We start from the raw sequence: 19,728 nt of genomic DNA, 5'->3' as shown, positions 1-19,728 counted from the left end.
GCCGCCCGCAAAACCTGCACCGATGGAACGGTACTTGCCACCCCGCGCTACCGCCCCACCAGCCTCCAGGTCCGGTGGATGCGCGGATTGCGTGCGAAATCGGGCGGGATCGTGCCCGCGCTGACATCCTCGACCTCGGCGAACGCCGAGATCGCCTCCGCATCCAGCCGGAAGCGCCGGAAGTTGTTCGAGAAATACAGCACGCCGCCAAACGACAGCCGTGCCACCGCCAACCGCAGCAGCTCCACATGCGAGCGCTGCACGTCGAAGTCATCTGCGCGCGCAGAGTTGGAGAACGTGGGCGGATCGCAGAACACCAGGTCGTACTCGCCGCGATCCGCGCGCAGCCAGGCCATGGCGTCGGCCTGGACGATGCGGTGGCGGGTGCCGCCGATGCCGTTCTCGCGAAGGTTGTCGGCCAGCCACTCCAGGTAGGTGGCGGACAGGTCGACGCTGGTGGTCTGCGCGGCGCCGCCCACAGCCGCCTGCACCGTGGCCGCGCCGGTGTAGCAGAACAGGTTGAGAAAGCGCGAGTCACGCGCCTCCTGCGCGATGCGCAGGCGCAGCGGCCGGTGGTCGAGGAACAGGCCGGTGTCGAGGTAGTCGAACAGGTTCACCCGCAGCTTCGCGTCGCCCTCGCGCACGGTGATGAACTCGCCGCGATGGGCCAGGTTGCCGTACTTGCTGCCGCCCTTGCCGCGCGTGCGGGTCTTGAGCGCGATGCGCTCCCGCGGCACATCCAGCGCGTCGGCGGCACCGGCCATCAGCTCGCCCAGGCGCCTGCGCGTGACGGGCTCGGGGATTTCCGCCGGCGCCGCGTACTCCTGCACATGCAGCCAGCGCTCGCGCGAGTTCGCATCGGTGTATACGTCGACCGCGGCGGCGTGCTCGGGGATGTCGGCGTCGTAGGCACGGAAGCAGTCGACATGCTCGCGCTCTCGCCAGGTCTTCGACGCCTTGAGCGTCTTGCGCAGGCGATTGGCGACCATGCGCGCACCCTCGGCCAACTCGCGCGGCGCGGCATCGGCGCGCATCGTCGGCTGCACCGGGTCGCAGACGATCAGGGTGCATTCGAGCGCGCCGTTGAACAGCTGGTAGCTCTTCTTGGCGCGCAGGCCGGTGGCGAATGCGAGCTCGCGATCACCGCACAGCAGGCTGGCGCGCCAACCGGGGACCACGCGCCGCAGCGCATTGCCAAGCGCGCGGTACAGCGCGGGATCGGCGGCCAGCCGCGCGTCGTAGGGCGGATTGCAGACGACGAGGCCGGGGGACGTGTCGGCCGGCGGAGATTGCGCCTCGCCGTCCTGCCGCGCCACGGCCGGTGCCTGCGCGGGCGCTACCGCCTGCGTGCCGCCCTCGGAAGGCGGGCCGATGTCGCCTGCATCCAGCTGCTCGATCCCGCGCACGTCCCAGCGGATCAGCTCGCGCAGTCCGGCCGCCGTCGCGTTCTCGCGCGCGGCGCGGATCGCCTGGGGATCCAGGTCACTGCCGTCGAACACTGGACGCAGCGACAGGCGCCCGGCGCGCTCGCGCGCCAGCGCGTCGTCGACCAGCACCCGCCACGCATCGATGTCGAAGCCGCGCCACCGGCTCGGCGCCACGTCGCCATGCCGCAGCAGGCCCGGCGCCACGTCGGCGGCCATCAGCGCGCCCTCGATCAGCAGGGTGCCGCTGCCGCACATCGGGTCGAGCAAACCGCCGCCCTGCGCGTACAGCGCCGCCCAGCCGCCGCGCATGAGCACCGCCGCGGCCAGCGTTTCCTTGAGCGGTGCATCGCCCTGTGCGCCGCGCCAGCCGCGCCGGTGCAGCGGACCACCGCCGAGGTCGACCGAGAGCAGCGCCCGGCCCTTGCGCACCACCAGGTTCAGGCGCAGGTCCGGCGCGGCGACATCGACGTCCGGGCGCGCGCCCGTCGCCTCGCGCAGCACGTCGACCACGGCATCCTTGACCCGCTGCGCGGCATAGCGCGCATGCGTGATGGCGCTGCCCGAGACGTGCGCATCGGCTGCAAGTGTCATCTGCGTGTCGAGGTGCTCGGGCCAGGGCAGTTCGCGCGCGCCGCGATAGAGCGCATCGGTATCGGCGCACTCCCAATCGGACAGCGGCCACAGCACGCGGCTGGCCAGGCGCGACCACAGCACCGCACGCTGCGCGTCCACCAGGCTGCCTTCGGCATTGACGCCGGCCATGGCCGCGGTGGCGCGCGTGCAGCCGAGCGCGACCAGTTCGTCGGCCAGCAGGTATTCCAGGCCCTTGGCGCAGGAGGCGAAGAACCTCATTGCCCGATCCGCGCAAGCAGGGCGGCGAAGGCATTGGCCGAGGCCTGCACGCTGGCCGACAGGCGGTGCCTGTCATCGACCAGCAGCAGCTCCGCGCTGCGTGCGCGCGCCCATTCGACCACGTCGCCTGCGGCGATCAGTTCGTCGTGCCAGCCATGCACGATGCTGGTCGGAACGTCCGCCGCCTGCAGCGGCGGCGCCTCGCCCATGCTCGTGGGCGGCGCCATCAGGAACAGTCCGCGCACCGCGACGCGCAGAGAGACCTGGCCGGAAATCCAGGCGCCCAGGCTTGAACCGGCCAACACCAGCGGGCCGCGCATCGCGGCAGCTTCGGCCAGCGCGCGCAGGCGCTCAACGCGCGCGAGCACGTCGCCGACGCGGCTGATCCCGTGCTTCGCATCGAGGTCGGTGTAGTCCGGCCGCTCGTGGCTCCAGCCCAAGCGCGCGGCGACTTCGGCCAGCGCCGTGACCTTGGTTGCGTCGGGACCACTCTCGAACCCGTGCGAGAGGATGCAGTGTCCGCGGATGCTCATGCCTCCACCCATGCCACGGTGTCGCCCAGCCGCAGCGTGCCGCCCTCGAGGATGCGTGCGCACAGCCCGCCCATGCCGCGCATGGCGTTGTAGCCGCCCGCGCCGAGTGCGTCTTCCATGCGCGAGCAGGGATCGCAGGCGTCGGTGCCCTCCAGCAGCACCCCGCCGACACGGAAGCGATGGCCCTTGAGCGCGGCCAGCGTGATGCCGGACACCACCAGGTTGCGGCGCAGCGTGGCCGGCACGACCATTCCATGCCCGGCAAGCGCCGCGATCACGGGCAGGTGTTCGGCCTGGATCAGGGTCACGCCGCGCTTGCCGCTGCCGCCGGCATAGCGGTCGCCGGCCAGGCCGCCGCCGGCCGCCGCCTCGACCGCGTCGACCTCGCGCATCGCCACGTTCCGGCCCGGACGCAGCCCGATCCACTGCACGATTCCGGCGCGCGGAAACCGCGACATCAGGGCGTGCATCTGTGTTCCGGGAGGCGGGATTTTCATTGCGCAATGCTAGCATCGCCCGATGCCTGCGCCCTCCAGCGAGATCGGGATCGACGTCCATCACCTGCCCTATGTCGAGCGCCTGCAGGCACGTACACCGGAGGCGGTGGAGCTGGTCGTGATCCACTGCACCGAGCTGCCGGACCTGGCCACTGCCCGCGAATACGGTGAACGCGTGCTCTACGATGCGGGCACGGGCAACAGCGGCCACTGGTACATCGACCGCGACGGCAGCATCGTCGAGTACGTACCGGCCACGCGCATCGCCCACCACGTGCGCGGGCGCAACGCAAATTCGGTCGGCATCGAGCTGGTCAACCGTGGGCGATTTCCGCACTGGCTGGACGCGGGCCACCAGGCGATGGATGAGCCCTATCCGGATGCGCAGATCGAGGCGCTGCTTGCGTTGCTCGCGCATCTGCACGCCGCCTTGCCAGCGCTCGAAGGCATTGCGGGCCACGAGGACCTCGACACCGAGCGCGTCCCGGCAAGCGACGACCCGACCACGCTGGTGCCGCGCAAGCGCGATCCCGGCCCGCTGTTTCCCTGGCCACAGGTGCTGGCCAGCTGCGGGCTGCGGCGACTGCCCTGAGAACTCCCTGCCGGGACTCCTTGTCCAGGGCACAACCCGTATACGGCAGAAATGGTTCTCCACCAATGTGCGGGAGGCTGCCCAAGCGCCAGGGATTGAATCGGGGTTCGGAACCGCGGGGGATCAAGGCATCGCCGGCAGGAGCAGCGACGAGGCGCGTCCTGGCGGCCGGGGATTGCGGCAAGCAAAACATGGATGTTTTGCGCGCGAGTCAGGGCAGGATGCCCTGACCGAGCGAAAAGCGATCCCCGGCCGACAGGGCGCGGCGTCCGACCGAAGCCAAGACGGCGGGGCACTTCTTCCCTATTGCATCCAACTTCCCCTTGATTGGAGAGGAACCAGAAAAATCCAGGGGAACGCGGGCTGCGGTGGGGCCACGACGCCCCGGCGGGGGATGGCGCACCGCTCGGGCAGACATCCTTGTCCGCACTCGCGGCCGCGGCACATCCATGTGCCGCTTGCACCATCCCCCGCCGGGTCGCCGCGGCTTTGCGACTCGCGGCACATGCCTTCGGCAGGATCCCGCTACTACGGCAAGCGCTTCCCGTGTCTTGCACTGGGCCTTGCTGCCATCCCCGTATAATCCGCGCCATGAATTCCGCCGTATCCGAATTGATCGAACTGCTTTCGCTTGAGCGGCTGGAGGACAACCTCTTCCGCGGGCAGAGCCGTGATATCGGCACCCGCTACGTGTTCGGCGGGCAGGTGCTGGGGCAGGCGCTGTCGGCGGCGCAGGCGACGATGCCCGAGCCCCGTCCGGCGCATTCGCTGCACGCGTATTTCCTGCGCGCCGGCGACGTCGAGCATCCGATCGTGTACCACGTCGACCGCACCCGCGACGGCGGCAGCTTTTCGGTGCGCCGGGTGACCGCGATCCAGCACGGCAAGGTGATCTTCTTCTGCGCGGCCTCGTTCCAGGAAGAGGAGAACGGCGCCGAGCACCAGCCGCCGATGCCGCAGGTGCCCGCCCCGGAGGACATCCGGCCAGCGGATCCGCTGGCGCCCGATGTGCTGGCGGCACTACCGAGCAAGGTGCGGCGCTGGCTGGACCGCGCCGGTCCGTTCGAATTCCGCCACGTCCACCCCCGAAACGACCTGGAGCCGGCGCGGCAGCCGCCGTTCAACCACGTCTGGTTCCGGCTGTCGGAGCGGGTTGGCGACGCCCCTGAGCTGCATCGCGCCCTGCTCGCCTACGCATCGGATTTCCATCTGCTGGGCACGACCACCTTCCCGCACGGCATCAGCTATTACCAGCCGAACGTGCAGATGGCTTCGCTCGACCATGCGCTGTGGTTCCATCGTCCGTTCCGCGCCGACGAGTGGCTGCTGTATGCGATCGACAGCCCGAGCGCGCAGGGTTCTCGCGGGCTGGCGCGCGGCCAGATCTTCTCGCGCGACGGGCGGCTGGTGGCCAGCGCCGCGCAGGAAGGAATGATCCGCGTGCTTGGGGACGCCGACACGGCTCCGGCGAAGGGCCAGGGCGCCTGATGGCGACGCGGCCGACCACAAGCGGATGCAGGGGCTGACATGCGCCAGGTCTTCAGCAGTGCCCGCATCGAGAACGTGCAGGCCGTGGCGAAACTGCTCGCCGACGAAGGGATCGAGGTGCGGGTCGAGGACGGGCAGCGCTACCGGCGTTCGATCCGCAGCGGCTTCAGCTATCGCGAAAGCGGTGGCAACGCGTCGCGCGCCAGCGTGTGGGTGGTGCGTTCGGACGACCAGTCACGCGCGCGCCAGTTGCTGCACGCGGCGGGACTGCTGGAAGCCACGCCGGCCAATCCCGCCAGCTTCCTGCCCGGGTCCGGGCACGCCGCGCGAGCGGCCGCGCCCAAGCGGCGCGCGCAGGTGGGGCTGGGCATGTTCCTTGTCGCGGCGGTGGCGCTGGCGCTGTGGCTCAACCAGTTCCGCACCCCGGGCTGGGACCTGCCGACGCCGGTGAGCCGTACTGTGCCGGCCAATGCTCCGCTCGATCCATCACTGCAGGCGATCAACACCGTCGATGCCGTGCACCTCGTCCCGACTCCGCCCGCGCTGGCGGTGACGCTGGCCGTGGCCGAGCAGGCGCGCGTGCCAGGCGCACAGCTGTGCCTGTCGGTGGACGGGCAGGACCCGGGCGAGGCCACGCAGGCCGCGGCGCGCGAAGCAGGCCTCGACCCTGCACCCGCGTCCGCCTGCCCCGGGGCCGGCGACGTGCTGCGCGTGGACGTGTCCGATTACCGCACCGACGGCTCGGGCGCGGGCACGATCGCGCTGGACGTGGCCCGCGGCGACGCCGCACCGGCCGTCCGGCAGCTCGACGTCCGCCGCGAGGGCGATGCATGGCAGGTCGGCGATACACTCTGAGCGGTCACATCGGTCGCCGCCGCGCGTCCCGTCACGAAGCCAACTGACGAAGCCGCATGTCCAACGAAGCGATCGACCTGCTGATCAAGCGTGAACTGCCGGCCGCCGTCCGTGGCGACCGCGACGCCTACGGGCGCATCATCGTCGCCAGCCAGAACGCGGTCACCGCAGTGGCCCTGGCCATCACCCGCGACGTGCACACCAGCGAGGACATCGCGCAGGAGGCCTTCCTCTCGGCCTGGCACCATCTGCCGCGGCTCAAGAACCCGTCGAGCTTCCTGCCGTGGCTGCGGCAGATCACCCGCAACCTCGCACACGACCACCTGCGCGGCCGCCGCAACCGCATGCTCGACGGCGAGGTCGCCGATCTTGCGATCCAGCATGCCGCCGACCCGGACGGTTGCCCGATGGAGCAGGCGCTCGATGCCGAGCGCGACGCGGTCGCCGCCGACCTGATTTCCGAGCTGCCGGAGGAGAGCCGCGAGGCGCTGCTGCTGTACTACCGCGAGGGACAGAGTTCCAGGCAGGTGGCGATGCTGCTTGGCCTGTCCGATGCCGCCGTGCGCAAGCGCCTGTCGCGCGCGCGCCAGAGCGTGCGCGAGGACCTGCTGCAGCGCTTTGGCGAGTTCGCGCGCAGCAGCGCACCTTCGGCGGCGTTCGCTGTCGGCGTCACTGCCACCCTCGGCATCGCCAAGCCGGCGGCCGCGGCCGGCCTGGGCCTGGCCACCAGGTCGCTGGCGGGTAGCCTGCTCGCGCGCTTTGCGCTGGGTTTCGCGGGCGCCGCGGCCGGCGGCCTGCTTGGCGGCCTGGTCGCCGCATGGTTCGCGCGCAGCATCATCCTCGACTACGCCGACGATCCCGCCGAACGCAACATGCTGCTGCGCTTCTCGCGCCGCTACATCGCGTTCTCCCTGGTGATGATCGCCGCGATCGTCGGCACCCACCTGGTGTTCCGCGATGCGTCCCACACCTTCATCGCCATCGCCGTCGCCATGCTCGCCATGAACTGGCAGCTGCTGGTGATGCTGCCCAGGCACATGAACCCGCTGCTCGCGCGCGATGCCCGTCGCGATCCGGTGGGCGCCAGGCAGCGCCTGCTGGCCTATCGCCTGACCTGGGGCCGTAGCGGCGTGCTGATGAGCAACCTCATCGTGATCGGCTCGCTGGTCATCGCTCATCTGCATTTCGCGTGACGCGGCGGCGACGCCACTGCCCGCTCCGGGACCGGAAAGAACCATAAGAGGTTCTTCCCCAACCGAGGGGAGTTCGCCCGATCTGAAGCGACTGGATCAGCCCTGCGTCCGGGGGTCGTCCCGGGCCGGGGATTGCTCCTCGGCTCGGTCAGCCATCCATGGCTGACTCGCCGCCGCAGCGCATCCATGCGCTGCTCTCCGCAACCCCCGCCCCGCAACGACCATCGCCCAGTCACTGGCGTGGCTTCGAAAAAGCTGCCCATCGAAGCATCGCAGCAGCAGTAGAGCGAGCCGTGCCCTGGCGACCGGGGGTCGCGGAAAGCAAAACATGGATGTTTTGCGCGTGAGTCAGGGCAGGATGCCCTGACCGAGCGAAAAGCGATCCCCGGTCGACAGGGCGCGGCGTCAATTCGAAGCCTGCGCCGGCCTTCTAGTTTGATTGGGGGCAGAACCAAAAAAAGCCCGCGTCCAGGGACGCGGGCCTCCGAGTCATGCAGTGACGGGAATCAGCGCTTCATAGGACGCAATTCATCGCGGCTCAGGAAGCCGTCGCGGTTGTCGTCCATCCAGGCGAAGCGGTCGGACAGGCGCGGCATCTTCTCGTCCACCTCGACGCGGCTGAGCTTGCCGTCGCTATTGAGGTCGGCGGCAGCGAAGCGCTCGTCGAAGCGCTTGCGCATCTCTGCTTCGCGCTGCGGACGCTGGCGCTCGTGCCAGGCGCCGATCTCGCTGCGGACGAGATGGCCGTCGCGGTTGGCATCGATCGCGGCGAAGTGCTCGACCAGCGGATTGGCACGCTTGCCGCGCGCATTGGCGCTCGCTTCGACTTCGGCGCGACTGAGGCGACCATCGCCGTCGGTGTCCAGTCGCGCATGGTCGCGGTGGGCGCCGTGCTGCGGGCGCTTGCCGCCATGGTGGCCGTGCCTGCGCTGCGGGCGCTCGCTGGCCTCGAGGCGTCCGTCGCCATTGCGGTCGAGTCGATCGAAACGCTCGGCCAGGCGCGGGGATTTCGCCGCTTCGGCGCGATCGATCACGCCGTCGCCGTTGGTATCCAGCGTGGCCTTGGCGCTGCGCTGGGTGGAGGTTGCCGGCTCGGCGGCGGTTGCGCCCGCGGCAGTCAACACGGCCAGGGTGAGCGCGGTGAACAGGATCCTGTGCTTCATCTGCGGTGTTCCTCGAAGGTGCGGCTCCAGCGCCGCCGTGCACCCATCAACGCATCGTCCGCGGCAACCGTTGACCCGGCGGCCGCGCGATTCAGCTGGCGGTCGGTCGCGGCGCCTGCGACAGCCACGCAGTATGCTGGCCTCGGCATGGGCGAGAACGACAACCTGCGGCTGTTCCACACCGGCGAGCACGCCTGCGGCTACTGGCCCGAGCGCGTGGCGCGCGACCTCGTGTTCGATCCGCACGACGAGCGCCTGGCCGCGTTCTATCCGCAGGCGCTGGAGTGGGGCTTCCGCCGCTCCGGCGACATCGTCTACCGCCCGCACTGCCAGGGCTGCCGCGCCTGCGTCGCGGTGCGGATCGCGGTCGACGCGTTCGCTGCCGACCGCAGCCAGCGCCGCTGCCTGGCGCAAAACGCAGCGATCGAAGCGCGCATCCTGCCCGCCGAGCGCAGCGACGAACGGCTTGCGCTGTACCGGCGCTACCTCGCCGCGCGCCATCCGGGCGGCGGCATGGACGGGCACGGCCCGCACGAGTTCGATCAGTTCCTGGTCGGCAGCTGGGCCAACACGCGTTTCCTCGAGCTGCGCGAGCATGGCCGCCTGCTCGCCATCGCCGTGACCGACATCGATGAGAAGGCGATGTCGGCCGTCTACACCTTCTATGATCCGGACGAGGCCGCGCGCGGCCTTGGCACGCTGGCGATCCTGCGCCAGATCGAATGGGCGCGGCGCGAAGGCCGTCGCCACCTCTACCTGGGCTACTGGATCGCAGGGCACGACAAGATGGACTACAAACGCAGGTTCCGCCCGCTGGAAGGCTTCGATGGCCGTCGCTGGCGCCCCTTTGAAGCGATCGCGGCGGAATGAGCCGCCGCCTGACCGCGCTGCTTGCGCTCGCCGCCCTGTCTGCGCTGGCGCTGGCCGCCTGCGTGCGGGTCAACGTCCACGGCACCCCGCCGCAGTCCGGATCCCCGATGCCCGACCCCGCCCCGCTTCGCGTCGCCAGCTACAACGTCTCGCTCTTCGACGAAGACACGGGCGGGCTGGTCCAGCGGCTGGAGCTCGGCAACGCCCAGGCGCGGCGCATCGCCGCGGTGCTGCAGAAGGTGCGACCGGACATCGTCCTGCTCAACGAGTTCGACCACGACCCTCAAGGCCGCGCGGCCGACCTGTTCCAGCGCGACTACCTCGAGCAGCCCCAGCCCGGCGGCGGAGAGCCGCTGCACTATCCCCACCGCTACATGGCGCCGGTCAACACCGGCGTGCCGAGCGGCCTGGACCTCGACGGCAGCGGCAGCGTCGGCGGCCAAGGCCGCGAGCGAGGCAATGACGCCTGGGGCTACGGACTGCATCCCGGCCAGTACGGCATGCTGCTGCTGTCGAAACATCCGATCGACGCGGCACAGGCGCGCACCTTCCAGCTGCTGAAGTGGAGTGCGATGCCCGGCGCGCGGCGTCCGGTCGATCCCGTGACCGGGCAGCCCTTCCACAGCGATGCGGTGTGGCGCCAGCTGCGGCTGTCGTCGAAATCGCACTGGGACGTGCCGGTGCGCACGCCGCTGGGCGTGGTGCACGTGCTGGCCTCGCATCCCACGCCACCGGCCTTCGACGGGCCGGAACGTCGCAACGTGCTGCGCAACCATGACGAGATCAGGCTGTGGCGCGAATACCTCGCACCCGAAGCAGGCCAGGCATCCTGGTTGTGCGATGACGCCGGCCGCTGTGGCGGGCTGGACGCGGACGTGCGCTTCGTGATCCTCGGCGATCTCAACAACGATCCCGTCGACGGCGCCGGGGAACACGCCGCCATCGTCTCGCTGCTCGAACATCCGCGCGTGCTGCGCCACGCGGCTCCGGGCAGCGAGGGCGCAGACCTGGCCTCGCGCATCGACCCGGGCAATGCCGCGCACCGCGGCGCGCACGCGCACGACACCGGTCGCTTCGGGCCGCGCGTGGGCAACCTGCGCCTGGACTATGCGCTGCCGTCCACCGGCTTCCGGCTTGCGGGTACGGGCGTGTTCTGGCCACCGCGGGGTCATCCGGACGAAGACATCGCCGCGGCCAGCGATCATCACCTGGTGTGGGTGGACCTGTTGCGTTGAGTGGGCGTGCAGGCACACGCATCTGGCGTACGGCACCTGCGGGAGCGGCTTCGACCGTTCTCCGGTGATCCGCGAACCTGCAGCTGCGTTCGCGGCTGAAGCCGCTCCTACGGCGGGGTTCCGTCCGCTGCTGGCGCATGCGGGCGGAAGCCGAAACTCCCGGCCTGCTGGCTCGAGACGATCATCCGGACCATGCTGGTCGGCACCAGCAGGTCGAGGGTCGCGTCCTGGTCCTGCGGCGTCCTGCCCGACATCGTCATCTCGACGAAGGCGCCGGCCGTATCGATCTCATGGCAGAGCAGGTGCGCGCCACCGCTTCCGCTGTCCTGCAGGTACGGCTTGATCGCATCGCCCAGCGCTTCCAGCGCCTGGGGATAGAAGAATACGGCGTAGCCGTTGCTGCCTTTCATGCCTGCTCCATTGGGGACGCGCTATTGGAGATCGATGGTAATCGCCGCGGTCGCATCGCGCGCGACCGCGCGTGCCGCGTCGATCGAATCGGCTCGCGCAAGCGTCACGCCCACGCGGCGCTGGCCGTCGACACGCGGCTTGCCGAACAGGCGCAGCGCGGTGTCGGGCGCGTGCAGTGCGGCCTGGATGTTGCCGAACGCCGGTACGCCGTGGCCCTGCGCCAGCATCGCGCTCGAGGCCGACGGCCCGCGCTGCGGGATGAAGCCACCATCCTCGGCACCCACCGGCAGGCCCAGGATGGCGCGCGCGTGCAGCGCGAACTGGCTGAGATCCTGCGAGACCAGGGTCACCAGGCCGGTGTCGTGCGGCCGCGGCGACACCTCGCTGAACCAGACCTCGTCGCCCTTCACGAACAGCTCCACGCCAAACACGCCCCAGCCGCCGAGATCGTCGGTGATGGCGCGCGCGATCTCCATCGAACGCGCCAGCGCGCCTGGCGACATCGGCTGCGGCTGCCAGCTTTCGCGATAGTCGCCGTCGCGCTGCAGGTGGCCGATCGGCGCGCAGAACGAGGTGCCGCCGGCGTGGCGCACAGTGAGCAGGGTGATCTCGTAGTCGAAATCGACGAAGCCCTCGACGATGCAGCGGCCCGCGCCGGTGCGCCCGCCTGTCTGCGCGTAGTCCCAGGCCGGGTCGATGTCGGCCTCGCCGCGCAGCGTGCTCTGGCCCTTGCCCGAGGACGACATCGCCGGCTTGACCACGCAGGGCAGGCCAATGGCCGCCACCGCCTCGCGGTATTCGGCCCCGGTGTCGACGAAACGGTAGGCAGAAGTCGGCAAGCCCAGGGTTTCCGCGGCAAGCCGGCGGATGCCCTCGCGGTCCATGGTCAGCCACGCCGCACGCGCGGTCGGAACCACGCGCTGGCCGCGGTCGCGCTCCAGCGTCACCAGGGTCGGGGTGTGGATGGCCTCGATCTCGGGCACGACCAGGTGCGGCTGTTCGCATTCGACCAGGGCGGCGAGCGCGGCCGGGTCGAGCATGTCGAGCACATGGCTGCGATGCGCGACCTGCATCGCCGGCGCATCGGCGTAGCGGTCGGCGGCGATCACCTCCACGCCCAGTCGCTGCAGCTCGATCGCGACTTCCTTGCCCAGTTCGCCCGACCCCAGCAGCAGCACGCGGGTGGCCGAGGGTGACAGGGGGGTGCCGAGGGAGGTGGGCATGGGCAGGTCCGGGTACGGGGCCGCCATTCTAGCCAGCGCCGGACCGGCGCCACGCAAGCGCTTCGGCGCAGTGCTGCCTAAAATCTTGACAATCTGATATCAGATTGATATCAATCAGGCACGCACTGCTTTCCCCGCGCGCACCCCAGTCCCGAGGCACACCATGAAAGAGAACCCGATCCGTTCGCTGCCCGGCATTCCGGTGCTGCTGGTCCTGCTGGCGCTCATCGCCACCGCCGTCTGGATGTTCCTGCAGGGCAGCGTGCTGCCGATCCTGGCGATCGTCGTGGCGCTGGGCAGTGCGTTCCTGATGCTTGGCGCCTACATGGTCGAACCCAACCAGGCGGCCGTGCTCAGCCTGTTCGGCAAGTACGTGGGCACAGCCAAGGAAAACGGGCTGCGCTGGAACAACCCATTCTTCAGCAAGAGGAAAGTCTCGCTGCGGGTGCGCAACTTCGAGAGCGGCAAGCTCAAGGTCAACGAGCTGGACGGCTCGCCGATCGAGATCGCTGCGGTGATCGTCTGGCGCGTGGTCGATTCGGCCGAAGCGGTGTTCAACGTCGACGACTACGAGAGCTTCGTGCACATCCAGTCCGAGGCGGCGCTGCGCGCAATGGCGACCAGCTATCCCTACGACCAGCACGAGGAGGGCGACATCTCCCTGCGCAGCCATCCGGTCGAGATTTCCGACCGGCTCAAGGAACAGCTGGACGAGCGCCTGACCGCCGCCGGCGTCGACGTGGTGGACGCCCGCATCAGCCACCTCGCCTACGCCCCCGAGATCGCCCAGGCGATGCTGCAGCGGCAGCAGGCCAACGCGGTGATCGCCGCACGCACCCGCATCGTCGCCGGCGCGGTCGGCATGGTGGAGATGGCGCTGGCGGAACTGGAGAAGAACGGCACGGTGAAGCTGGACGAGGAGCGGCGCGCGGCGATGGTCAGCAACCTGCTGGTCGTGCTGTGCGGCGACCGCAGCACCCAGCCGATCGTCAACGCCGGCTCGCTGTACTGAGCGCCATGCACGCCCTGGGATCACTGCTGATCGCCCTGACCGCGCTGCCCGCGCTGGGCATCGCCGCGTGGCAGGCCCGCCCCGCCGCGTCCGATCCCAAGGCGCGTGGCCTGGCCCTGCGCTGGGCCGGGATCGCCCTGGCCATGTTCGGCGGCGCGGTGGGCATGTACTTCGCCGGTGCCGACCGCGGGCTGGCGACCACGATCGCGATCCTCATGGTGGTCGCGGTCAACGTGCTGCTGCTCTCGATGATCCTGCACATGCGCGGACGGGCGCGGCGCTGATGGCCGAACGCAAGGCCTATCCGCTGCGGATCGGTGCCGACGTGCTGTCGGCGGCGCAGCAGTGGGCCGACGACGAGCTGCGCAGCCTCAACGCGCAGATCGAATACGTGCTGCGCGACGCGCTGCGCAAGGCCGGGCGGCTGCCGCAGGCGGACGCACCCAACGAAAAGGACGTGCCATGAGCAAGCGTTGGCAGTACAGGATCCATGAGATCAAGCCGAAGTTCCTCGGCCTCAAGTCCGTCGACATCGAGGAGGAGCTGTCCCGGCTCGGCCAGCAGGGATGGGAGCTGGTTTCGGTCGTCCAGGCCGGGATGGTCGTGCGGTGCTACCTGAAGAAGGAGCAATGACCAGGTGCGACGCAGGCCGCGAGAGGCCGTGGCGTGAACTGGCGCCACACCGGGCGCGTCGATAAGCTGCGCCCATGCGCGTCCTTCCCCGCACCCTGCTCAACACGCCGGAGATCGAGCTGTGGCCAGCCTGGCTGCTGCGCGCGCGCAGCAATGGCGATGCGCGGATCGTCTCGCGCGCCACGCGGGTGCTGCGACGCAAGCGCGACGGCTGCTACCTGGCAGCGGTGCTGCCCGAAGGCCTGATGCCGCTGGTGCCGCGCCTCGTGCGCGAGCCGGGCGTGGACGATGCGCTCGACCTGCTCGACGGCGAACCCGCACGCGACAGCGTGAGTGAAACCGGAACATTGCCGCTGCATCGCCTGGCCGAACGACTCGATGCGCTGGGCCTTGAGGCCGACGACTACGCCGCCCGCAGCGCCCTGGCGCTCGTACCCGAGCCCGACGTGCTGGCGCTGGCCGGCTTCGACCGCTACCGCCGCCCGCTATGGCTGCTGCCCGAGGCGGCGCGCGCCTGGCAGCGCATGCGCGAGGCGGCCGCACGGGACGGCGTGGCGCTTGATGCCATCTCCGGCTACCGCAGCCACGATTACCAGTTGGGCATTTTCGAGCGCAAGCGCGCACGCGGACTCGCGCTGGCGCAGATCCTCACGGTCAACGCAGCGCCGGGCTTCAGCGAACACCATTCGGGCGAAGCGCTGGATATCGGCGCGCCGGGAGACCCCCCCGCGGAGGAATCGTTCGAACAGACCGCCGCATTCGCCTGGCTGCAGCAGCACGCCGACGATTTCGGCTTCTCGATGAGTTATCCGCGCGACAACGCACACGGGATCGTGTACGAGCCCTGGCACTGGCGGTACGCGGGCGTCCCGACGGCGCGATAAACCGCACTCGCCGCGCCGCGCACTTCCTGCGGCGCACGACGCAAGCGCGCACTATCCCTGCGAACGATCCGTCGCCGCCTTCGCCGCGCTGGCGAGGTCGGCGATCCGCCACAGGTACAGACCCGCGTACGTGCGGTACGGCCCCCACTTCTCGCCACGCACCGCCAGCTCCTTCGGCGTCGGCATCGCGTCGAGGCGGTCCACGCGCTGCGCGCCCTTGCGGATGCCGAGGTCGTCGACCGGCAGCACGTCCGGCCGGCCAAGCCGGAACATCAGCATCATCTCCACCGTCCAGCGGCCGATGCCGCGCACCGGCACCAGCGTCGCGACGATGTCGTCGTGATGCATGGTGGACATCTGCCGCAGCGTCGGGATCTCGCTACACGCCTCGCGCGCCGCCAGGTCGCGCAGCGCCAGCGCCTTGTTCCCGGACACGCCGCAGGCACGCAACGCGGCATCGTCGACCCGCCCCAGCGTGTCGGCATGCAGCCGCCTGCTGCCGATCGCCGTCTCCACGCGCCCGACGATGGTCGAGGCGGCCTTGCCGCTGAGCTGCTGGAACAGGATCGCGCGCGCCAGCGCATCGACCGGATCGAAGCGGGCACGCCAGCGGGGCTCCGGTTCGATCACGCCGATGCGCTTCATCCACGCGCCCAGCCGACGGTCGCGCCGCTGCAGGTGGTCCCAGGCGGCCGCCGTATCGAAACCGCGGGCGTATCGCGGCACGGCGCTCAGTCCCGCAGCGCGCTGGCCGCGTACAGCAGCCAGCCCAGGATCAGGACCATGCCGCCAAATGGCGCCGGCGCCGACGATGCGTCCCACAGCGACTTCGCCACCAGCGCACCGGCGAACACCAGCGTACCCAGCAGCAGCATCGCCAGCGCCGCCAGCGACAGCCGCGACGCCACTCCGCGCGCCAGCGCAGCAAGCGCGATGCCATGGCCGAATGCGAACAGCGCGGCCGTCTGCAGGTTGCCGCGCGCGCCCTCGCTGGCGCCATGCGACGCGTAGGCCGCCAGCGCCACGCCCAGTCCCGCCAGCACGGCGCCGCTCGCGCGCAGCCAGCGGGTCGACGGAAAGGCGACAGTCGGGCTCATGGATTCGGGGGACACAAACGCAGCGCGCCGCATCCGGGGATGCGGCGCGCGACGGACAGGGGCATGGAAGCGCCTTGCCTTACTGCTTGAGCCTCCAGAACACCTCGAACTGGCCGTTCTCGGTGAACGCCTCATCGATACCGTTCTTGTAGTACTCGAACGGACGATCGGTGACTTCGTGGCCGTGGGTCATCGCCCAGGCGCGCACCGCATTGCGCACGTTCTCCAGCTCGGCCATGTAGCCGGTGTACTCGCCACGGGCAACCTTGCCCGCCTCGACGCGGATGTATTCGACCGGCGCACCCTCGGGGATCTTGATCTCGAGCTTGCCCTCGTCCACCGCCGGCGCCTGCGCAACCGGCTGCGTCACGGCTTCGCCAGCTTCGCCTGCTTCGCCTTCACCTGCCGCGTCTTCCGCGCCGGATGATGCGCCCGCACCCTTGCGGCGCACCGCCTGCACCACGTCGAAGGTGTAGTTCTCGCGGCCCAGCTCGGTGGACACGATGCGCAGCGGACCGACCGGCTCGAGGTCATTCGCATCCATCGTGCGCTTGATCCACTCGCTGTTGGCCTTCATCGACTGCTTGATCTTCTCGTTGTTGCGCTCGACGGCGCCCGCGAACACCGACAGCAGGTTCTCGGCCGGGCGATCGACGACGCCCAGGTTGGTCAGGCTCACGCCCTCGGCGCGATAATCGACGTTGGGTACGCCCGCCAGCATGCTGGTGAGCTTGCCCAGGCCCATCTTCATGTCCTCGCCGACGTGGCCACGCACGTACATGCCGGCATAGCGGCCCAGCAGGTTCCAGCCGTAATCGACGTCGTAGCGCTGGGTGACCTCGATGTTGCGGCCGCCGCGACCGGTCGGCTTGAGCGTGAATTCCATGCGCTTGTTGTCGCCGCGGTCGGGATTCTCGAGCCGGTAGAGCACGCGGCTGTCAGGATCGCTCTCGACGATCTCCCAGCTGCCCTCGCCCAGCGCGCGCGCTTCGGAGGTGTAGTCGATGCGTGCACCGACGCCCGACTGCGGGCCGGACAGTTCCAGCTTCGCGGCTGGATCGCGCATGGACAGCGCGTTCCAGTCCTTGAAGCGGCTGAAGCTGTTGAGGGTGTCGAACACAATGGCCGGGCGCCGGTTGGTCTCGATCTTTTCGGTGATCGTGCGGCTCGACGGCAGGAACAGAGCGACGATCACGAACAGCGCGGCAACGATCGCCGTGGAAATCAGGATCTCGATCAAACGGGTCATTCAGGGTTCTCCGGGACCATTTCCTGCCGTAGCAGGGGCAAGTCGCCAATCCTATCAAGAACCGCCCGCGCCGGGCGAGCAATGCAGTCCTGAACCGGTCTTCCCGGAGGGGCGCCACGGTTGCCGGCGCAACTGCTGGCCCGGATACAAACGCGGGCCGTGCGACCACCCGCCCGCACGGGATCACGCAGTTTCAAGGCGCTTCATCGGCTCGCGGGGCGGCCACCGGAGCGAGCGGTCTCGTCGCTGACGATCGCGGCTGAAGCCGCTCCTACAGGTATCCGCCCCACGCAGGAGCGGCTTCAGCCGCGACCNCTACCCCCCCCCCCCCCCCCCCCCCCCCCCCCCCCCCCCCCCCCCCCCCCCCCCCCCCCCCCCCCGCGACCGGGCACCAGACCTTTGCGCAGTCGCGGCAGCACCCGTGCTGCCCGCGAACGCCCGCCGCGCTGCGGTGGGCCGGCCATCCTGTCGATCAGACCAGCTGCAGCTCGAAGGCCTTCAGCACAGCCCGGGTGCGGTCGCGCACGCCGAGCTTGGACAGGATGTTGGACACGTGGTTCTTGATCGTGCCCTCGGCCACGCCCAGCGAATTGGCGATCTCCTTGTTGGAGAAGCCACCTGCCATCAGCCGCAGGATCTCGGTTTCGCGCTCCGTCAACGGGTCGGGCCGGTCGAGGCTCACGAAATCGTTGCGCATGTGCTCCAGGCCCGAGAGCAGGCGCTGGGTCACCGCCGGCTGCACCAGCGAACCGCCGCCGGCGACGGCCCGGATGGCGCCCACCAGTTGCTCCAGCGACACGTCCTTGAGCAGGTAGCCCTTGGCCCCGGCCTTGATGCCGGCCAGCACCAGTTGGTCGTCGTCGAAGGTGGTCAGGATGATCGTCGGCGGCAGCTGGCCGGCGCGCGAGAGCGCCTGCAGCGCCTCCAGGCCCGACATCACCGGCATGCGCATGTCCATCAGCACCACGTCGGGCTTGATCCCGGGGATCAGCTCGACCGCGTGCTTGCCGTCGAAGGCCTCGGCGATGACCTCGATGCCGCCGTCGAGCGCCAACAGCGAGCGGATGCCCTGCCTCACCAGGGTCTGGTCGTCGACCAGGCAGACACGGATCATGGAACCTCCAGGGGTCGGGGCGGATGGGACGGGGCGGGAGCCGGCGCGATCGCGGCCGGAGGGATCGGATCAATGACCACCACGCCGCCGTCCATCGGCAGGCGCAAGCGTACGCTGAAGCCGCTGCCGGGCGAGGTTTCCACCTGCAGCGTGCCGCCGTGCGCGGCCAGCCGCTCACGCATGCCGAGCATGCCGTTGCCGGCGGTCGCACCCTCAGCCCCGCGCCCGTCGTCGCGGGCATCCAGGACCACCGCATCCCCGTCAAGCCGGTAGCGCAGGCGCAGCAGGCTGGCCTCGGCATGGCGCACGGCGTTGGTGACGATCTCCTGGGTACAGCGCAGCAGCACGTGGGCCCGTTCGGGATCGTCGACCAGGAAGGTCCGTGGCATGTCCATGTCGATGCGCAGGCCCGGCACGTTGTCGGCCAGGGGCAGCAGGGTCGCGCGCATGTCGATGGCGTCGTCGTCGCGCAGCCGGCTCACCGCCTCGCGCACGTCGCTCAGCAGCAGCTTGGCCAGGGTGTGGGCCTGGCTGACGTGCACCTGGGCCTGGCCTTCCACGAGATGGTTGGCGACCTCGAGGTTGAGGCTCAGCGCGGTCAGGTGGTGGCCGAGCAGGTCGTGCAGCTCGCGGGAGATGCGGGTGCGCTCGTTGACGCGGACACTTTCGGCAAGCAGCGCGCGGGTGGCGCGCAGCTCGGCGTTCAGCCGGCGTTGCTCGTCGCGGGCCAGGACCTGCTGGCGGGCGACATAACCGGTCGCGAACACGAAGCAGTTGAAGCCGACGTACAGCATCGACTGCATCACCGCTTCGAGCAGCGAGAAACCGATCGCCCGCACGTAGACCGGCACCACCAGCAGCACGCTGATCACCAGCGCGGCGATGCTCACCGGCAGCGGCAGCAGCCAGGGCAGCACGCAGGCGGCGACCATCAGCAGCAGCACGCCCAGGCCGGTGTTGCTGTAGTAGCTCAGCGCCACCGCGCTGCCGATCATCAGCACCAGCAGCAGGTAGTCCGGCACGCTCACGCGGCGCGAATCGAGCGCGCGGGTCAGCCACGCGAAGCTGAACCCGAACAGACCCCAGGCGAACCATGCGTTCCAGCCGGCGCCGACACTCGACAGCGGATCGGCATCGTCCACCGGCCCCGAAATCACCCACAGCGGCAGAACCATCACCGCCCATGTGAACAGGCCGGCATAGCGCAGGAGGCGGGCATGGTCGAGGTGCGACAGCATGGCGCCATGGTAGGCGCAATCCGGGCCGCCGCGATCCCTCGGAAGTCATGCTGCGAAGCGGCATGCGCCCCCCCCCGCGGGCGGCGCCCATGCGATAATCCGCGGTGGCCGTCGCACGGCGCGCGCGCCGTTTGCCGAGCTGCGGCCGGGCAGCACCCGCAG

The 19,728-nt window shown here is 69.9% G+C and carries 22 protein-coding genes; 11 read left to right on the top strand and 11 right to left on the bottom strand.

Annotated elements, in window-relative coordinates; all coding sequences use genetic code 11:
* Positions 1-47: 47 nt before the first annotated feature.
* Genes rlmKL through ACW5DW_RS04535 form a run of 3 tightly spaced genes read right to left on the bottom strand, consistent with a single transcriptional unit; the run spans position 48 to position 3,282 of the window.
* Complete coding sequence (gene rlmKL, locus ACW5DW_RS04545) at positions 48-2,279, bottom strand: bifunctional 23S rRNA (guanine(2069)-N(7))-methyltransferase RlmK/23S rRNA (guanine(2445)-N(2))-methyltransferase RlmL (protein ID WP_457017573.1); 2,232 nt, start codon at positions 2,277-2,279, stop codon at positions 48-50.
* A complete protein-coding gene (locus tag ACW5DW_RS04540) occupies positions 2,276-2,812 on the bottom strand; it encodes a hypothetical protein (RefSeq protein ID WP_457017572.1) in 537 nt (178 codons plus the stop codon). The genes rlmKL and ACW5DW_RS04540 overlap by 4 nt, the downstream gene beginning before the upstream one ends.
* On the bottom strand, positions 2,809-3,282 hold the full coding sequence (locus ACW5DW_RS04535) for an MOSC domain-containing protein (RefSeq protein WP_457018405.1): 474 nt from the start codon (positions 3,280-3,282) through the stop codon (positions 2,809-2,811). The genes ACW5DW_RS04540 and ACW5DW_RS04535 overlap by 4 nt, the downstream gene beginning before the upstream one ends.
* Before the next feature lie 49 nt (positions 3,283-3,331).
* On the opposite strand from ACW5DW_RS04535, the gene ACW5DW_RS04530 reads away from it, so the two are divergent.
* The 4 genes from ACW5DW_RS04530 to ACW5DW_RS04515 all read left to right on the top strand — a co-directional run bounded on the left by ACW5DW_RS04530 (position 3,332) and on the right by ACW5DW_RS04515 (position 7,437).
* Positions 3,332-3,901: an N-acetylmuramoyl-L-alanine amidase gene (locus ACW5DW_RS04530; RefSeq protein ID WP_457017571.1), complete on the top strand. Its 570-nt coding sequence runs from the start codon at positions 3,332-3,334 to the stop codon at positions 3,899-3,901.
* Between the two features lie 591 nt (positions 3,902-4,492).
* Entirely contained in the window at positions 4,493-5,389 is an 897-nt protein-coding gene (gene tesB, locus ACW5DW_RS04525) for an acyl-CoA thioesterase II (protein ID WP_457017570.1), read from the top strand.
* A gap of 39 nt (positions 5,390-5,428) precedes the next feature.
* The gene (locus ACW5DW_RS04520) at positions 5,429-6,244 is read left to right on the top strand and encodes a hypothetical protein (RefSeq protein WP_457017569.1); all 816 of its coding nucleotides are present in this window, start codon (positions 5,429-5,431) and stop codon (positions 6,242-6,244) included.
* A gap of 56 nt (positions 6,245-6,300) precedes the next feature.
* Positions 6,301-7,437 (top strand): RNA polymerase sigma factor, encoded by a 1,137-nt coding sequence (locus ACW5DW_RS04515; RefSeq protein WP_457017568.1) that lies wholly within the window; start codon positions 6,301-6,303, stop codon positions 7,435-7,437.
* A 506-nt stretch (positions 7,438-7,943) separates the two neighbouring features.
* Here the strand turns inward: ACW5DW_RS04515 and ACW5DW_RS04510 are convergent.
* Complete coding sequence (locus ACW5DW_RS04510) at positions 7,944-8,600, bottom strand: EF-hand domain-containing protein (RefSeq protein ID WP_457017567.1); 657 nt, start codon at positions 8,598-8,600, stop codon at positions 7,944-7,946.
* 147 nt (positions 8,601-8,747) lie between these two features.
* Here ACW5DW_RS04510 and ACW5DW_RS04505 point away from each other — a divergent pair, with 147 nt between their 5' ends.
* Both ACW5DW_RS04505 and ACW5DW_RS04500 read left to right on the top strand, forming a co-directional pair.
* Positions 8,748-9,470 (top strand): arginyltransferase, encoded by a 723-nt coding sequence (locus tag ACW5DW_RS04505; RefSeq protein ID WP_457017566.1) that lies wholly within the window; start codon positions 8,748-8,750, stop codon positions 9,468-9,470.
* On the top strand, positions 9,467-10,705 hold the full coding sequence (locus tag ACW5DW_RS04500; RefSeq protein ID WP_457017565.1) for an endonuclease/exonuclease/phosphatase family protein: 1,239 nt from the start codon (positions 9,467-9,469) through the stop codon (positions 10,703-10,705). Before ACW5DW_RS04505 ends, ACW5DW_RS04500 begins: the two co-directional genes overlap by 4 nt.
* Before the next feature lie 107 nt (positions 10,706-10,812).
* Here ACW5DW_RS04500 and ACW5DW_RS04495 read toward each other — a convergent pair whose 3' ends face one another.
* Together ACW5DW_RS04495 and purT are read right to left on the bottom strand one after the other, a co-directional pair.
* Positions 10,813-11,115: a hypothetical protein gene (locus tag ACW5DW_RS04495; RefSeq protein WP_457017564.1), complete on the bottom strand. Its 303-nt coding sequence runs from the start codon at positions 11,113-11,115 to the stop codon at positions 10,813-10,815.
* A gap of 21 nt (positions 11,116-11,136) precedes the next feature.
* A complete protein-coding gene (gene purT, locus ACW5DW_RS04490) occupies positions 11,137-12,339 on the bottom strand; it encodes a formate-dependent phosphoribosylglycinamide formyltransferase (RefSeq protein WP_457017563.1) in 1,203 nt (400 codons plus the stop codon).
* Positions 12,340-12,502: 163 nt separating this feature from the next.
* On the opposite strand from purT, the gene ACW5DW_RS04485 reads away from it, so the two are divergent.
* From ACW5DW_RS04485 to ACW5DW_RS04465, 5 genes are all read left to right on the top strand, one after another.
* Positions 12,503-13,351 (top strand): SPFH domain-containing protein, encoded by an 849-nt coding sequence (locus tag ACW5DW_RS04485; RefSeq protein ID WP_457017562.1) that lies wholly within the window; start codon positions 12,503-12,505, stop codon positions 13,349-13,351.
* 5 nt (positions 13,352-13,356) lie between these two features.
* A complete protein-coding gene (locus ACW5DW_RS04480) occupies positions 13,357-13,635 on the top strand; it encodes a hypothetical protein (protein ID WP_457017561.1) in 279 nt (92 codons plus the stop codon).
* Positions 13,635-13,817, top strand: a complete 183-nt coding sequence (locus tag ACW5DW_RS04475) for an Arc family DNA binding domain-containing protein (protein ID WP_457017560.1) — start codon at positions 13,635-13,637, stop codon at positions 13,815-13,817. Before ACW5DW_RS04480 ends, ACW5DW_RS04475 begins: the two co-directional genes overlap by 1 nt.
* Positions 13,814-13,984 carry a DUF4177 domain-containing protein gene (locus ACW5DW_RS04470; protein ID WP_457017559.1) on the top strand — a complete coding sequence of 57 codons (171 nt, stop codon included), beginning with the start codon at positions 13,814-13,816 and terminating at the stop codon, positions 13,982-13,984. Before ACW5DW_RS04475 ends, ACW5DW_RS04470 begins: the two co-directional genes overlap by 4 nt.
* 74 nt (positions 13,985-14,058) lie before the next feature.
* On the top strand, positions 14,059-14,868 hold the full coding sequence (locus ACW5DW_RS04465) for a M15 family metallopeptidase (RefSeq protein WP_457017558.1): 810 nt from the start codon (positions 14,059-14,061) through the stop codon (positions 14,866-14,868).
* Between the two features lie 51 nt (positions 14,869-14,919).
* Here the strand turns inward: ACW5DW_RS04465 and ACW5DW_RS04460 are convergent, their stop codons facing one another.
* From ACW5DW_RS04460 to ACW5DW_RS04440, 5 genes are all read right to left on the bottom strand, one after another.
* Positions 14,920-15,594 (bottom strand): DNA-3-methyladenine glycosylase family protein, encoded by a 675-nt coding sequence (locus ACW5DW_RS04460; RefSeq protein WP_457017557.1) that lies wholly within the window; start codon positions 15,592-15,594, stop codon positions 14,920-14,922.
* 5 nt (positions 15,595-15,599) lie between these two features.
* A complete protein-coding gene (locus ACW5DW_RS04455; RefSeq protein WP_457017556.1) occupies positions 15,600-15,965 on the bottom strand; it encodes a DUF423 domain-containing protein in 366 nt (121 codons plus the stop codon).
* 79 nt (positions 15,966-16,044) lie between these two features.
* A complete protein-coding gene (locus ACW5DW_RS04450; RefSeq protein ID WP_457017555.1) occupies positions 16,045-17,214 on the bottom strand; it encodes a polyketide cyclase in 1,170 nt (389 codons plus the stop codon).
* 472 nt (positions 17,215-17,686) lie between these two features.
* The gene (locus ACW5DW_RS04445; protein WP_457017554.1) at positions 17,687-18,328 is read right to left on the bottom strand and encodes a response regulator; all 642 of its coding nucleotides are present in this window, start codon (positions 18,326-18,328) and stop codon (positions 17,687-17,689) included.
* Entirely contained in the window at positions 18,325-19,566 is a 1,242-nt protein-coding gene (locus ACW5DW_RS04440) for a histidine kinase (RefSeq protein ID WP_457017553.1), read from the bottom strand. Before ACW5DW_RS04440 ends, ACW5DW_RS04445 begins: the two co-directional genes overlap by 4 nt.
* Between the last annotated feature and the right edge of the window lie 162 nt (positions 19,567-19,728).

It is taken from the genome of Luteimonas sp. A482 (genome assembly GCF_054072655.1).
Note: the sequence above shows the minus strand (reverse complement) of the source record. Positions and strands in the feature narration are given on the sequence as shown.

Bases quoted from the DNA above. Each gene is read 5' to 3' on its own strand.
- rlmKL (WP_457017573.1), bottom strand. From the start codon at position 2,279: ATGAGGTTCTTCGCCTCCTGCGCCAAGGGCCTGGAATACCTGCTGGCC.
- ACW5DW_RS04540 (WP_457017572.1), bottom strand. From the start codon at position 2,812: ATGAGCATCCGCGGACACTGCATCCTCTCGCACGGGTTCGAGAGTGGT.
- ACW5DW_RS04535 (WP_457018405.1), bottom strand. From the start codon at position 3,282: ATGCACGCCCTGATGTCGCGGTTTCCGCGCGCCGGAATCGTGCAGTGG.
- ACW5DW_RS04530 (WP_457017571.1), top strand. From the start codon at position 3,332: ATGCCTGCGCCCTCCAGCGAGATCGGGATCGACGTCCATCACCTGCCC.
- tesB (WP_457017570.1), top strand. From the start codon at position 4,493: ATGAATTCCGCCGTATCCGAATTGATCGAACTGCTTTCGCTTGAGCGG.
- ACW5DW_RS04520 (WP_457017569.1), top strand. From the start codon at position 5,429: ATGCGCCAGGTCTTCAGCAGTGCCCGCATCGAGAACGTGCAGGCCGTG.
- ACW5DW_RS04515 (WP_457017568.1), top strand. From the start codon at position 6,301: ATGTCCAACGAAGCGATCGACCTGCTGATCAAGCGTGAACTGCCGGCC.
- ACW5DW_RS04510 (WP_457017567.1), bottom strand. From the start codon at position 8,600: ATGAAGCACAGGATCCTGTTCACCGCGCTCACCCTGGCCGTGTTGACT.
- ACW5DW_RS04505 (WP_457017566.1), top strand. From the start codon at position 8,748: ATGGGCGAGAACGACAACCTGCGGCTGTTCCACACCGGCGAGCACGCC.
- ACW5DW_RS04500 (WP_457017565.1), top strand. From the start codon at position 9,467: ATGAGCCGCCGCCTGACCGCGCTGCTTGCGCTCGCCGCCCTGTCTGCG.
- ACW5DW_RS04495 (WP_457017564.1), bottom strand. From the start codon at position 11,115: ATGAAAGGCAGCAACGGCTACGCCGTATTCTTCTATCCCCAGGCGCTG.
- purT (WP_457017563.1), bottom strand. From the start codon at position 12,339: ATGCCCACCTCCCTCGGCACCCCCCTGTCACCCTCGGCCACCCGCGTG.
- ACW5DW_RS04485 (WP_457017562.1), top strand. From the start codon at position 12,503: ATGAAAGAGAACCCGATCCGTTCGCTGCCCGGCATTCCGGTGCTGCTG.
- ACW5DW_RS04480 (WP_457017561.1), top strand. From the start codon at position 13,357: ATGCACGCCCTGGGATCACTGCTGATCGCCCTGACCGCGCTGCCCGCG.
- ACW5DW_RS04475 (WP_457017560.1), top strand. From the start codon at position 13,635: ATGGCCGAACGCAAGGCCTATCCGCTGCGGATCGGTGCCGACGTGCTG.
- ACW5DW_RS04470 (WP_457017559.1), top strand. From the start codon at position 13,814: ATGAGCAAGCGTTGGCAGTACAGGATCCATGAGATCAAGCCGAAGTTC.
- ACW5DW_RS04465 (WP_457017558.1), top strand. From the start codon at position 14,059: ATGCGCGTCCTTCCCCGCACCCTGCTCAACACGCCGGAGATCGAGCTG.
- ACW5DW_RS04455 (WP_457017556.1), bottom strand. From the start codon at position 15,965: ATGAGCCCGACTGTCGCCTTTCCGTCGACCCGCTGGCTGCGCGCGAGC.
- ACW5DW_RS04450 (WP_457017555.1), bottom strand. From the start codon at position 17,214: ATGACCCGTTTGATCGAGATCCTGATTTCCACGGCGATCGTTGCCGCG.
- ACW5DW_RS04445 (WP_457017554.1), bottom strand. From the start codon at position 18,328: ATGATCCGTGTCTGCCTGGTCGACGACCAGACCCTGGTGAGGCAGGGC.
- ACW5DW_RS04440 (WP_457017553.1), bottom strand. From the start codon at position 19,566: ATGCTGTCGCACCTCGACCATGCCCGCCTCCTGCGCTATGCCGGCCTG.